We start from the raw sequence: 12,495 nt of genomic DNA, 5'->3' as shown, positions 1-12,495 counted from the left end.
TTGTCGTAGACTACGACGTTGATAGGCAGGGTGTGTAAGCGTTGTGAGGCGTTGAGCTAACCTGTACTAATTGCCCGTGAGGCTTAACCATACAACACCCAAGGGGTTTTGATGGACTCAACTAAGAACGTTGAATGTGTAAGAACGAGAATTAAACACAGCTTTCCAGATTAAAGAATTTGCTTGGCGACCATAGCGTTTTGGACCCACCTGACTTCCATGCCGAACTCAGAAGTGAAACGAAATAGCGCCGATGGTAGTGTGGGGCTTCCCCATGTGAGAGTAGGACATCGCCAGGCTTTAAATATCGTTATTTGCATAGACAAGTAACAACATCATCGGTGTACTAATCTGTTGATGACAATTTGTGGAGAGATGGCTGAGTGGTTGAAAGCACCGGTCTTGAAAACCGGCATACGTTAATAGCGTATCTAGGGTTCAAATCCCTATCTCTCCGCCACTATTCAGAAGCCTCGCTAGAAATAGCGAGGCTTTCTTCGTTTCTGACGCTTGGAAATTCGTTAAGGACTGGAATCAATCCCTTAGCTGATCGTATCCCCGGACTAGGTATCCCTGCACTATGTCACTTGAGAAGCCTTGCTTTAAGCGCGTTCTCGTTATCCACGGGTTGTGCAGCGACAGAAGTCTATAACTTTATCTTCTAACGAGAGCCATCAAGTCTGAGTATTGGCATTCCTACCTCTAAGGGTGAAGTGTTTCTGTTAACAAGAGACTTGTTTTTACTCTTTACTCGATGTTACGTGCGTTAGCGCTCTTAGTGTTACCTAATGGCTCTTCGCTATCTTGCCCTAGTTGGTACAATAAACACTCTCTAAGCATTGTATAGGACAGCCCTTCATTGAAGATAATGGAGAGTATCGGAGCTTATGTACCTATTTTGCTTCCTGCACTATTTCAAGTTACCTATATTTTGTTAGTAGAGCTCCTTCCTAGAAACTTATATTTGGTTGTTCGCCTTGAAGAAAGTGTGCAAGCTATTTTTTTAGAGGGTTTTATTGGGCTTAATGGAGTGCTGCTGGAAGCGATGAGGCTCTCAATGAGGTTTAGGCGATTGAAGGGCATTAGCTCTAGTGGATATTGCAGGTTTGTGTAGTGTTGATGAGTGACAGGCAATAAAAAAGCCGACATTAAACTGCCGGCTTGGTTAGATGACCGCTACTTAGTCGTTCTGGACGAGCGTGAGAGCTTTACGAGAGACTTCGTGAGCGGCTTTAGTTAGATTCTGCTTCTCTAGTGTATCTGCTAGGAATGCATAATCAGAGACGTCAGAGCGAAGCTTTAAGGCGATCTCGAAGTGGTCTTGGGCTTCTTGCCACTTCTCTTGACGGAAGTAGAAGTGCGCTAATGCGCTATGCGCTGCGGCGTTCTCTGGCTCTTTCTTCACTACTCCCTCTAAGAAAACCACGACAGGGTGGATATCTGGCAGGTTTAGATCTGGCAGTAGTTGATAAAGCTCAGGAGCCGGTTGTTTTTTCAATGCTTCTTTTAGCACAGTAAAGGCTTCAGCATCTGCTTTCCGGGCTATCAACTCACGAGCAAAACAGGCGACTAGGTGTGTGTCTTGTTTTACTTTGCGTGCAAGGCTATTCCAATGAGAAATAAGCCCTTCGCTACCCTGTTGTTGCGCTACTTCATGGAGTAAGCCGCATTGCGCCTTTTGAATCAGCTCTGCGTGTTCTTCTTCCGTGATGAGTTTTGCTTTGGTGAGTTGTGGCAAGAGGTCAATAAGAGGTTGCCACAATTTTAGCTGCATGTACGTTGTTTTCAGCAAGTTCAATACAATCGAATTACTCGCATACTGACCTTTTAACGATTGCAAAGTATCGAAAGCAGCCTCGAACTCGTTATCGCGAATAAACTGTTTAGCACGAGTTAGCTCTACTGCAAGATGAGCATTCTCTTGCTGGCTTGCTAGCTCCAGGTAGTGATCACGTTTTGCTTTATCACCTTGACCTTGTGCAGCTTCAGATGCGACTAAGTAACAAAGTAGCGGCATATCGTGATGATTCGCCCAACGAGTCACTTTTTTCTCGGCACCTTTCCAGTCTCCTTCAAGGAGTTTAATAATGCCTTCATTGGTGTATCGACGGGAATGGCGCATTTTGCGCACACTGAAGTAGTTCCATGTTGTAGAACTTGCGTAAACTAGCTTTTTAATTAGGTATTCAAGTAGAAAAAGACCTGCGAGTGCTGCGATAACGAATACGACCAATGTCGTTACGCTCATCTCGATCGTTTTCTCAGCGATGGAGATGAGTACATAGCCTTGCTGACCAGAAAATTGAGTGCCAACAAATAGTCCTGCACCTAGTACAACAAATAGGAAAATAAGACGAAACATTACTTATCCTCCATACCTGTCATCGTTGTGACTTCGCGACGTAGGCGCTCACGGATGACATCTGATAGTTGAGACTGACTTTGCAGTTTCGTTGGGTATTCCACTTGAATGTTTTGCTGGCTTAACTGGTTAACAGTTTTGTTGAACTCTTTAACGGAATTATCGTCTTGGTTGAAGAAAGCTAATGCCCATTTGTCGGCCGTTTTTAGAGACGTGGTGTAAATTTCACCTTGCTCTTGGTACACCGCTTTTATTGCGGTCTCCAATTTGGCTTTGATGTTTTCTTTTAGGTAAAAGTGTTGCTCAGGAGAAAGCAGTGGAATGACGTTACCATCGCGCGTGCGGAAGGTAATGAAGTTTTCTGAAAAGTCTTTCAGAGATGTCATTAAGTTATCTTGCCAGTTTGCAATATCTTCTGACACTTCAGTGTTCTCTACGGCTTCTGCTTCTGGGAGTAGTGCATTGGCGAGAGGTAGCTTGTCTACTTGCTGTTGCAGAGCAGTTAAGCGTAGTACCAATCCATCACGGTCAATCAGCGGGATAGTACGAAGTTTGGTGATATCGTTCGCCATTGCTTTGCGTAGTTTGACGAGGCTAGGGTCATTCAGTGCTGCAATGCGTTGATCAGCACTTTCCATTAGTTGAGTTGCGCTTTCTACGTCATGCTCTAAGAACAGTTTACGACCTGCTAATTTGACGAGGTAATCGGCTTCAGCAAGTAGCCAGTCGTTTGGTCGGCGACCTTTCACATCGGCAACGGCAAGCTGTAAGCTTTCAATGCTCTTCTGTTGCTGTCCAAGTACCACTTCCGCTTTGTGTGTCACGGTCGTTGCTTTCTCGATGGTTTCTTCTTGTACCCGGCTGAGCTCTTGCTTCATGGAAGCTTGAGTGCTTTCTAGCTGACTTTTTAGTTGGGCGATCTGCGCTTGGTAATCGGCTTGCTGCTGATGCAGCTTGTATGCGAGGCCACCGCCAAAAATAATCGATAAGATGATAGCGACTGTGCCTAGTTTAACTCCGCGCTTACCTTGTTTTTCTTCAAATTCGACTTTGGTTGGCTCGGCTGTTTTTGGGGGCTCGGCCACTTTTGGCTGTTCTTTTTTAGGGGCCGCATCCTGCTGCGATGTGCTTTTTTCGGCTAGCGGTGCCGATGAGGTTTCTTCGGAAAGGTTTTTATCGTTATTTTTTTGGTCGTTATTTTTACTTGTCATGCCTATATCCTGTGTAGCTAGGGCTGGAGAGCCGCCAGTAATTCCTGGTTGGATGCGCTTCCCGTGCATCTCACCCGAGTGAACCCCCTTTGAAGTGCGATGTCAGCGATACGCTGACTGGGGATATACAACTCTTGTTGATTAAGCCAAGTCAATTGCTCTGACGTCAATTGGCTGCACAAATAATCCAGTTGCTCACCACTGGTGACGATGATCTGGTCAATTTGTAGGGTTTTCCATAGTGAGACACAGCTTACTGGATCGAATGGGATGAATTCTCTCTTGTAAGTCTCACTATAGTGAACTTTTGCGCCACGTCTCACCAATGCATCTTTGATCAGCTCTCTTCCACCGTTCCCACGAAGGATAAGAACCTGTTGTTGGGCCACATTATTGAGCTCTGGCAGTCGCAATAAATGTTCACTATCACTGACTTGGGGATAGTGTACTTTCTGTTGGGTACATTTGCTTAAATAGTGTGCTGTTTTTTGACCAACGGCAAGGTAAATGGCTTGTTTCGGCCATGATGTCTCGTTGCTGGCTATGATTTGCTGTGCACATTGCACGGCATGTCGACTAACAGCGATAACAATTTGAGCTTGATGCAGGTGTTTAGAGAGGTGCGTGTCCGTGAGATCGGCGACAATGTCGATCAGAGGATGGTGATATGCGGAAATGCCGTGCCTTTCGAGCAGAGAGCAAAGCGCGCTGCCTTGCTCTCCCGGCCGAGTGACCAACACTGCCATGATTATTCGTGATCTGCGTACAGCTTAGTTAGGATTTCACGAGCGCCGTTATCCAGTAGTTCATTGGCTAACTGCACTCCTAACGTTTCGCCGTCTTTACGATGGCCACGGATTTCACCACGAACAATTTCGCTGCCATCTGGTTCGCCAACTAATGCGCGTAGCCAAATGTTATCGCCATCTAGCAGGGCATAGCTGCCGATAGGTACCTGACAGCCGCCTTCTAGCGTCAGGTTCATTGCGCGCTCACACAAAACGCGGTCTACAGTGTCTTGGTGGTTAAGTGGCTCAAGTAGCTTAAGCAGCCTTTCATCGTCAAGGCGGCACTCAATACCGACAGCACCTTGGCCAACCGCAGGTAATGATTGCTCTGGCTCGATAAAGCTACGAATGCGCTCTTCAAGCTTCAATCGTTTAAGGCCTGCCGCAGCAAGAATGATCGCATCGTATTCACCTGCATCTAGTTTACCAAGGCGAGTGCCCACATTACCGCGAAGCTCTTTAATGATGATATCTGGACGATATTCTTTCAGTTGGCATTGACGGCGCAAACTGCAAGTACCAACCACTGCACCTTGAGGGAGTTCATCAATGTTGCTATAGGTATTGGAAACGAAAGCATCACGAGGGTCTTCACGTTCACAAATGGTCACGAGGCCAAGACCTTCCGGGAAATCGACGGGCACGTCCTTCATTGAGTGAACGGCAAGGTCTGCACGGCCTTCTAGCATTGCGACTTCAAGCTCTTTTACGAATAAGCCTTTGCCGCCAACTTTTGCTAGCGGTGTATCTAAAATCACGTCACCTTTGGTCACCATGGTTACTAACTCGACTTCCAAACCAGGGTGAGCGGCTTGAAGGGCGTCTTTGACAAAGTAAGCTTGCCATAAAGCAAGAGGGCTTTTTCGAGTTGCAATGCGAATAGGTGTGGATTGTGTCATGATCTTCTCAATGCTGTTTGGATTTGGGTTTATCCTACCATTCTCATCAAGAAATGCTTACTGTTAGTTCGTTATCTCTGAGAGCTATGAATGGAATTACATGACGTTATGAAAATAGTGTGACTGGATTCTCAATTAAACTAAGGACTATTATTAGTAATAGGTAATAAGAGCGACACTACCGCGCGATTAATTTTGTGACTAAAGTATGGTTTTGCATCCTGAGTGGTGCGTGGGCGTGAAACTTTACCCGCACCAATAGAAGTGTTAAATTGATCACGTTTTTAGGCCGTTTTGGTTTAAAACGTCAGCAGATTTTCGTGATTGTTCAACCAAGGAATTCCCCTTGCAGGCTTACACCCAAAAAATCATTCAGCGACTAGATAATTTGAATCAGCAGCGAGTTGATCGCGCGCTGGCGCTTATGGATTCGCAAAGCCAGCAAGTCTTCCACTTGATTCCTGCCTTGTTGAACTACAACCATCCTGTGATTCCTGGCTATTACGATGCCGATGTCCCGTTTGGTGTGCATGGGCTGGCGCTAAATAGCATTCAGCAGCAATTCATTGATGACATTCAACTTGCGATTGGTCAGCCACTTAAAACGGCTGAGAAGCCGGCTATCTTGGGCTTATACACCATGGGTAGTACCTCATCAATTGGTCAAAGTACTTCTAGTGATTTAGATATTTGGGTGTGTATTTCGCCAGATATGGATTGTGACGAGCGAGAATTGCTGACCAATAAATGCTTGCTGATCACCGACTGGGCACAAAGCCAAGGGGTGGAGGCGAACTTCTTCTTAATGGATGAAGAACGCTTTAGAAGCAACCATTCTGAAGAGATGACAGGTGATAACTGTGGCTCATCTCAGCACTTACTTTTGCTTGATGAATTCTATCGCAGCGCGGTGCGTATTGCTGGACAGCGTTTATTATGGCAAATAGTGCCGCCAGAAATGGAAGAGTGTTACGACGAGTACGTTTCTCAATTATGCAGTGATGGTTACATCGACTGTAGTGAATGGATCGACTTTGGCAAATTGAACCGCATTCCTGCTGAAGAGTACTTCGGCTCGAACTTGTGGCAGCTATACAAAAGTATCGATTCTCCCTACAAATCGGTATTAAAAGCCATTCTGCTTGAAGCTTATTCGTGGGAATACCCACATACGCAACTGTTAAGCATCGACACCAAGCGTCGTTTCTTTGCCCATGAGCCAGACCTCTATGGCATGGATGCATACTACTTAATGCTGGAAAAAGTGACTCGCTATTTAGAGCGAATCCAAGACGACACTCGTTTGGATTTGGTGCGCCGTTGCTTCTATCTCAAAACCCATGAAAAGTTGTCGCGTGAACCGGATGTCGGTTCAGTGGCTTGGCGCCGTGAAGCGCTGAGCGACATGATTGCAAAATGGGATTGGGATGCCAGCGTTGTTGCTGAGCTCGATGATCGCCGCAACTGGAAAGTTGAACAGGTAAAAGTGGTGCATCATGCGTTGCTGGATGCGTTGATGCAGAGCTACCGTAATTTGATTCAATTTGCGCGTCGCAACGACATTACCTCCGCTATCAGCCCGCAAGACATCAGTATTTTGGCTCGTAAGCTTTACGCCGCTTTTGAAGTATTGCCGGGCAAAGTGACGTTGCTCAACCCGCAGATTTCCCCTGATTTGCATGAACCGGATTTAAGCTTCATCGAAGTGAAAGATGGTGGTGTGAACAAGTCTGGTTGGTATCTCTATAAACAACCTCTGATTGCGCACCGCATTTTGGGGCAGCCATACTTAGAACATCATGAATACTTAAGCAAGTTAGTCTCTTGGGCATTCTTTAATGGTTTAATCACCGAGTCGACTCGTTTGCACGCGGTGGTGCGTGAAGCACAACTGGATATCGATAAGTTCTACCAAATGGTGAGCGACTTACGAAATACCTTTGCGCTGCGTAAGCGCCGTCCGACGATGCAGGCATTAGCGAGCCCATGTGAGATCAGCCAGCTAGCGATGTTCATCAACTTTGAAAATGATCCTACGTCAGAGCTTTCGGGCCGTTCACTGAAAGTGGATGTGAAAAATACCGATATCTTCAGTTTTGGTCCGGAACATAGAAACTTAGTCGGCAGTGTCGACTTGGTTTACCGTAACTCCTGGCATGAAGTGCGTACGCTGCATTTCAAAGGGGAAACGGCGATGCTGGACGCACTGAAAACTATTCTGGGCAAAATGCACCAAGACGCGTTGCCACCAGAATCGGTGGATGTGTTCTGTTATGCGAAGAACATGCGTGGTGTGATGCGTAATATGGTCTACCAGCTTTTAGCGGAATGTATCGACTTACGCTTGAAGCCAGTAGAGCAAGAAAAACGTCGCCGCTTTAAAGCGATGCGCCTCGGTAACCAAACTTACGGGCTGTTCTTTGAACGTCGTGGTGTGTCGGTGCAGAAGTTAGAAAACTCCATTGATTTCTATCGCAGCATTTCTACTAACAAACTTAAAGGCTCGCCGCTATTAATGCTCGATCGTGAGCAAGAGTATCAAATGCCAGAAGCGGTGGATGGTTTTGCCAGTGAAGGTCTGGTGCAATTCTTCTTTGAAGATAATGAAGATGGCTTCAATATTTATGTGTTGGATGAGTCAAACCAAGTTGAAGTGTATCACCAATTCAGTGGCTCTAAAGACGAGATGATTTCGTCTGTGAACAGCTTTTACACATCCGTAAAAGATGACAGTCGTGTTGCGTCGAAATTTATCAACTTTAACCTGCCGCAGTACTACCAGATTATCCATCCTGAAGAGGGCAATGCTTATATCATCCCTTATCGTAATGATGGTTGCTCGCCGCATCGTCCGACGAAAGCGGTGAACGCGTAATTAAACCCGTATCAATAAACAAAAAGAGCACTTCGGTGCTCTTTTTGTTTTGGTGACGATTGACGGACATTATGCCCAATCAATGGCTTCGCCCGCGTGCTTTTCACACTCTTGCTTCACCATTTCAAATAGCTCCATGCCCGTTTTTGAGCAGGTCCATTTATCTTCAATAAGCTTGAAGTGGAAACCACCAGATTTGGACGCTAGCCAGATCTCATGCATCGGCTCTTGGCGGTTAATGATGATTTGGCTGCGGTCTTCAAATTCCAATGTCATTACGTTGCCAGTGACTTCGTAATCAATGTCTGCGCCTGAATCATCGATGGATTCTTCGATGATTTGCATCTGTGCATCCACCAGTTGATGAAATTCAGTATCGTTCATCCGTCTATCCTATTGCTTTTCCTGAGTGTGGTGCGATTATAGGGGGCATTGATTCAATAATCACGATATGCGAAATGAAAAAATTAGTTACTGTGTTGTTTGTGATGGTTGCCGCGACGTTAGCGGGATGTGGCCAGTCTGGCTCACTATACATTCCAGATGACACTCAACAGAATGAGCAATCACAATAAATAACCGCGCCTTAGGGTGAAATTAGGGTTCAGCAGTCGAATAAAATAAGGGAAGCGAATTTTGGATTACTTCAACTATCAGGATGATGGCCAGCTTTGGGCCGAAGACGTCCCACTTCAAGCTCTTGCAGAGCAATATGGCACTCCTCTTTACGTATATTCTCGAGCCACGCTAGAGCGCCACTGGAAGGCGTTTGATAGTGCTGTGGGTCAACATCCTCATCTAGTTTGCTACGCGGTGAAAGCGAACTCAAACCTAGGCGTATTGAACGCACTGGCGCGTTTGGGTTCGGGCTTTGATATCGTATCAGGTGGTGAACTTGAGCGTGTGATTGCCGCAGGCGGTGATCCGAAGAAAGTCGTTTTCTCTGGTGTTGGGAAAACACCTGCAGAAATGAAGCGTGCTCTTGAGCTGGGTATCAAATGTTTCAACGTTGAATCTGAGCCCGAGCTAGAACGTTTGAATAAGGTTGCGGGTGAGCTTGGTGTGATTGCGCCAATTTCTCTGCGTATCAATCCAGATGTCGACGCGAAAACACACCCTTACATTTCGACTGGTCTTCGCGACAATAAATTCGGCATTGCGTTTGATCGTGCGCCAGATGTTTATAAATTCGCGCAAAGCCTGCCGAACTTGAATGTGCAAGGCATCGACTGCCACATTGGTTCTCAGCTCACCAATATCGACCCATTTATCGACGCGACAGACCGTTTATTAGCCCTGATTGATGATTTAAAAGCGCAAGGCATTAACATTCGTCACCTTGATGTCGGCGGTGGTTTGGGTGTGGTCTATCGTGATGAATTACCACCTCAGCCTTCAGATTACGCCAAAGCGTTACTTGGTCGTCTTGAAAATAACCAAGACTTGGAGCTGATTTTTGAGCCGGGCCGAGCAATTGCTGCGAATGCAGGTATCTTGCTAACGCGTGTTGAGTTTTTAAAACATACTGAGCACAAGAACTTTGCCATCATCGATGCGGCAATGAACGACTTGATGCGTCCTGCACTATACCAAGCATGGCAAGATATCGTGCCAGTTTCGCCACGCACGGGTGAAGCACAGACTTACGATTTGGTTGGCCCTATTTGTGAAACCGGCGACTTCTTGGGTAAAGATCGCGCACTCGTTTTGCAAGAAGGTGATCTACTCGCGGTTCGTTCAGCAGGTGCCTATGGTTTTGTGATGTCTTCGAACTACAATACTCGTACCCGAGCGGCAGAAGTAATGGTGGATGGTAAACAAAGCCACTTAGTTCGCCAGCGTGAGGAGCTGACCAGTTTGTGGCAGCTGGAACAGATTCTACCGGAGTAACACACAACAAATGCATTTCCACTTTTCCAAAATGCACGGTTTGGGCAACGACTTCATGGTCGTCGACTGTATTACCCAGAACGTGTTTTTCTCGCAAGACCTGATCCGCCGTTTGGCGGATCGTCATACCGGCGTTGGTTTTGACCAATTGCTCGTGGTAGAAGCCCCTTACGACCCTGAAACTGATTTCCATTATCGGATTTTCAATGCCGATGGTAGTGAAGTTGAGCAGTGCGGGAATGGCGCGCGCTGCTTCGCGCGCTTTGTTCGCTTGAAAGGGTTGACCAATAAATACAGCATCAGCGTGAGCACCAAAAAAGGAAAGATGATTCTCAACATCGAAGATGATGGAGAAGTGACGGTCAACATGGGTGTGCCAGAGTTTGAGCCGAACAAAATTCCTTTCAAAGCCAAGCAAAAAGAGAAAACCTACATCATGCGCGCTGGTGAAAAAACGTTGTTCTGTGGCGCGGTAAGCATGGGTAACCCGCATGTGGTGACGGTGGTCGATGACGTGGATACTGCTGATGTCGATACATTAGGCCCGCTGCTTGAGTCGCACGAGCGTTTTCCAGAGCGCGTCAACGCTGGCTTTATGCAGGTGGTGAGTCGTGACCATATTCGTCTTCGAGTTTACGAGCGAGGCGCAGGTGAAACACAAGCTTGTGGTAGCGGCGCTTGCGCGGCGGTAGCGGTAGGGATTCTTCAGGGTCTGCTGGATGAAAACGTTAAGGTTTCTCTACCAGGTGGTGAACTGCGAATTGCGTGGCAAGGTCCGGGTAAGCCGTTGTTTATGACCGGACCTACAACGCATGTATTTGATGGTCAATTGTCTTGCTAGTAGAAGAAAAAGGAAACGGTTTGTCTCAAGTAGAAGCAGATGCCTTAACGGCTGAAGTGGTGGCCGAGTACCTCAAAGATCATCCCGATTTTTTTGTGCAGCGTCCGGAGCTTGTGGATCGTCTATCTTTCCCACACTCAGACTTGGGTGCGGTGTCTTTGGTGCACATACAAATGAATCGCCAACGTCAGCGCATTGAAGAGTTAGAGGAAGAGATCACCACACTGATGTCGCTTGCGGCGAACAACGATCGCACCTTTTACGAATTTATGGATTTGCAGGGGCAGATTCTAAAGTGTGGTGACTTTAAACAAGTCATTCATTCTATTGAAGAGAAAGCTAAAGCACTGGGCTTACGCGCGTTTGTTCGATTGTTTAGTCAATGCGACGCATCGATTCAATTGAGTAAGGAAAGTTATCAACGTTTTGCGACCACTCACTTAAATGGCAAAGACGCGTACTTAGGGCGTCTGCGTAAAGTGGATCGTGAAGCTTTGTTTGGCAATATGGATGTGCCGGAAATGGGGTCCTATGTGGTACTGCCGCTCGTGAAACAGCAAACACTGGGCGTGCTTGCTTTTTCTAGTGAAGATGGCGGCCATTTTCAACCAGATATGGATACCTTGTTTTTGCGTCACCTATCATTAGTAGTGGCACATCTCGCTCAAACATTGGTATGGCAAAGTTACGATGACGACAACTCCCAACACTCCTCTGCCAAATAGTCTGCAAAAGCCTCTTGAGCGCTTCTATGAATTCTTACGAAGCGAAAAGGGGCTCAGCCTACATACTCAACGCAATTACAAACAGCAGCTAGAAACCATGGCGCAGCACTTGGCTGAAATGGGACTTAAAGATTGGTCTCAAGTGGATGCAGGCTGGGTGCGCCAATTAGCAGGTAAGGGCATGCGGGAAGGCATGAAAGCCAGCAGTTTGGCGACGCGCCTCTCATCGCTGCGTAGCTTTTTCGATTTCCTTATTCTGCGTGGCGAGATGTCAGCTAACCCTGCCAAAGGGGTTTCAGCGCCACGTAAAAAGCGCCCGTTGCCGAAAAACCTCGATGTTGATGAAGTGAGCCAACTGCTTGAGGTCAACGAAGACGACCCGTTGGCTGTGCGTGATCGTGCCATGATGGAGCTGATGTACGGTGCTGGCTTGCGTTTGGCTGAGTTGGTGAGTGTGGATGTACGTGATGTACAACTGCGCAGTGGCGAGCTTCGTGTTATCGGTAAAGGCGACAAAGAACGTAAAGTTCCATTCTCTGGCATGGCAACTGAATGGGTTGCCAAGTGGTTGAAAGTCAGGGGCGATCTTGCTGCACCAGGTGAACCCGCCTTGTTTGTGTCTAAACTCGGAACGCGTATTTCGCACCGTAGCGTGCAAAAACGTATGGCAGAATGGGGACAGAAACAGTCTGTGGCGAGCCATATTAGTCCGCATAAATTGCGTCACTCGTTTGCGACACATATGCTCGAATCCAGCAATAACTTACGTGCGGTGCAAGAGCTTTTAGGGCACGAGAACATTTCGACGACCCAAATCTACACGCACTTGGATTTCCAACATTTAGCGCAAGCCTACGACCAAGCCCACCCACGCGCACGTAAAAAGAACGGGGAGTGAGCCGAA

General features: G+C 46.9%; 10 protein-coding genes, 1 tRNA gene, 2 rRNA genes and 1 pseudogene. 9 read left to right on the top strand and 5 right to left on the bottom strand.

Annotation, left to right across the window (positions count from 1 at the left end):
* From NL643_RS17365 to NL643_RS17355, 3 genes are all read left to right on the top strand, one after another.
* Nucleotides 1-91, top strand: a 23S ribosomal RNA gene (locus tag NL643_RS17365); the annotation flags it as partial.
* A 91-nt stretch (nucleotides 92-182) separates the two neighbouring features.
* Nucleotides 183-299: ribosomal RNA gene (gene rrf, locus NL643_RS17360) — 5S ribosomal RNA — on the top strand.
* Between the two features lie 70 nt (nucleotides 300-369).
* Nucleotides 370-460, top strand: a tRNA-Ser gene (locus NL643_RS17355).
* Between the two features lie 720 nt (nucleotides 461-1,180).
* Here the strand turns inward: NL643_RS17355 and NL643_RS17350 are convergent.
* From NL643_RS17350 to hemC, 4 genes are read right to left on the bottom strand one after another with little or no spacing between them, the layout of a single operon-like run.
* On the bottom strand, nucleotides 1,181-2,362 hold the full coding sequence (locus NL643_RS17350; RefSeq protein WP_203343720.1) for a heme biosynthesis protein HemY: 1,182 nt from the start codon (nucleotides 2,360-2,362) through the stop codon (nucleotides 1,181-1,183).
* Nucleotides 2,362-3,573 (bottom strand): uroporphyrinogen-III C-methyltransferase, encoded by a 1,212-nt coding sequence (locus tag NL643_RS17345; protein WP_253644886.1) that lies wholly within the window; start codon nucleotides 3,571-3,573, stop codon nucleotides 2,362-2,364. Before NL643_RS17345 ends, NL643_RS17350 begins: the two co-directional genes overlap by 1 nt.
* A gap of 17 nt (nucleotides 3,574-3,590) precedes the next feature.
* The gene (locus NL643_RS17340; protein ID WP_053807593.1) at nucleotides 3,591-4,319 is read right to left on the bottom strand and encodes a uroporphyrinogen-III synthase; all 729 of its coding nucleotides are present in this window, start codon (nucleotides 4,317-4,319) and stop codon (nucleotides 3,591-3,593) included.
* A gap of 2 nt (nucleotides 4,320-4,321) precedes the next feature.
* A complete protein-coding gene (gene hemC / locus NL643_RS17335) occupies nucleotides 4,322-5,260 on the bottom strand; it encodes a hydroxymethylbilane synthase (RefSeq protein ID WP_005393847.1) in 939 nt (312 codons plus the stop codon).
* A gap of 346 nt (nucleotides 5,261-5,606) precedes the next feature.
* Here hemC and NL643_RS17330 point away from each other — a divergent pair, with 346 nt between their 5' ends.
* Nucleotides 5,607-8,135, top strand: a complete 2,529-nt coding sequence (locus NL643_RS17330) for a class I adenylate cyclase (RefSeq protein ID WP_253644885.1) — start codon at nucleotides 5,607-5,609, stop codon at nucleotides 8,133-8,135.
* A gap of 69 nt (nucleotides 8,136-8,204) precedes the next feature.
* On the opposite strand, the gene cyaY is transcribed toward NL643_RS17330, so the two are convergent.
* Nucleotides 8,205-8,519 (bottom strand): iron donor protein CyaY, encoded by a 315-nt coding sequence (gene cyaY / locus NL643_RS17325; RefSeq protein WP_012841286.1) that lies wholly within the window; start codon nucleotides 8,517-8,519, stop codon nucleotides 8,205-8,207.
* On the opposite strand from cyaY, the pseudogene NL643_RS17320 reads away from it, so the two are divergent.
* The 5 genes and pseudogenes from NL643_RS17320 to xerC all read left to right on the top strand — a co-directional run bounded on the left by NL643_RS17320 (nucleotide 8,499) and on the right by xerC (nucleotide 12,489).
* Nucleotides 8,499-8,710 (top strand): annotated as a pseudogene (locus tag NL643_RS17320) (lipoprotein). The gene cyaY and the pseudogene NL643_RS17320 sit on opposite strands and share 21 nt — an antisense overlap.
* A 61-nt stretch (nucleotides 8,711-8,771) precedes the next feature.
* Nucleotides 8,772-10,025, top strand: a complete 1,254-nt coding sequence (gene lysA / locus NL643_RS17315; protein ID WP_253644884.1) for a diaminopimelate decarboxylase — start codon at nucleotides 8,772-8,774, stop codon at nucleotides 10,023-10,025.
* 10 nt (nucleotides 10,026-10,035) lie between these two features.
* Nucleotides 10,036-10,866 carry a diaminopimelate epimerase gene (gene dapF / locus NL643_RS17310; protein ID WP_006743008.1) on the top strand — a complete coding sequence of 277 codons (831 nt, stop codon included), beginning with the start codon at nucleotides 10,036-10,038 and terminating at the stop codon, nucleotides 10,864-10,866.
* Nucleotides 10,860-11,591, top strand: coding sequence for a DUF484 family protein (locus tag NL643_RS17305; RefSeq protein ID WP_006743009.1), 732 nt, complete (start codon nucleotides 10,860-10,862; stop codon nucleotides 11,589-11,591). The genes dapF and NL643_RS17305 overlap by 7 nt, the downstream gene beginning before the upstream one ends.
* Nucleotides 11,557-12,489 (top strand): tyrosine recombinase XerC, encoded by a 933-nt coding sequence (gene xerC / locus NL643_RS17300; RefSeq protein WP_012841287.1) that lies wholly within the window; start codon nucleotides 11,557-11,559, stop codon nucleotides 12,487-12,489. The genes NL643_RS17305 and xerC overlap by 35 nt, the downstream gene beginning before the upstream one ends.
* The last annotated feature ends 6 nt before the right edge of the window (nucleotides 12,490-12,495 follow it).

This window comes from Vibrio sp. Y42_MX_L11, assembly GCF_024181785.1.
Taxonomy (GTDB): domain Bacteria; phylum Pseudomonadota; class Gammaproteobacteria; order Enterobacterales; family Vibrionaceae; genus Vibrio; species Vibrio diabolicus.
Note: the sequence above shows the minus strand (reverse complement) of the source record. Positions and strands in the feature narration are given on the sequence as shown.

Bases quoted from the DNA above. Each gene is read 5' to 3' on its own strand.
- NL643_RS17350 (WP_203343720.1), bottom strand. From the start codon at position 2,362: ATGTTTCGTCTTATTTTCCTATTTGTTGTACTAGGTGCAGGACTATTT.
- NL643_RS17345 (WP_253644886.1), bottom strand. From the start codon at position 3,573: ATGACAAGTAAAAATAACGACCAAAAAAATAACGATAAAAACCTTTCC.
- NL643_RS17340 (WP_053807593.1), bottom strand. From the start codon at position 4,319: ATGGCAGTGTTGGTCACTCGGCCGGGAGAGCAAGGCAGCGCGCTTTGC.
- hemC (WP_005393847.1), bottom strand. From the start codon at position 5,260: ATGACACAATCCACACCTATTCGCATTGCAACTCGAAAAAGCCCTCTT.
- cyaY (WP_012841286.1), bottom strand. From the start codon at position 8,519: ATGAACGATACTGAATTTCATCAACTGGTGGATGCACAGATGCAAATC.
- dapF (WP_006743008.1), top strand. From the start codon at position 10,036: ATGCATTTCCACTTTTCCAAAATGCACGGTTTGGGCAACGACTTCATG.
- xerC (WP_012841287.1), top strand. From the start codon at position 11,557: ATGACGACAACTCCCAACACTCCTCTGCCAAATAGTCTGCAAAAGCCT.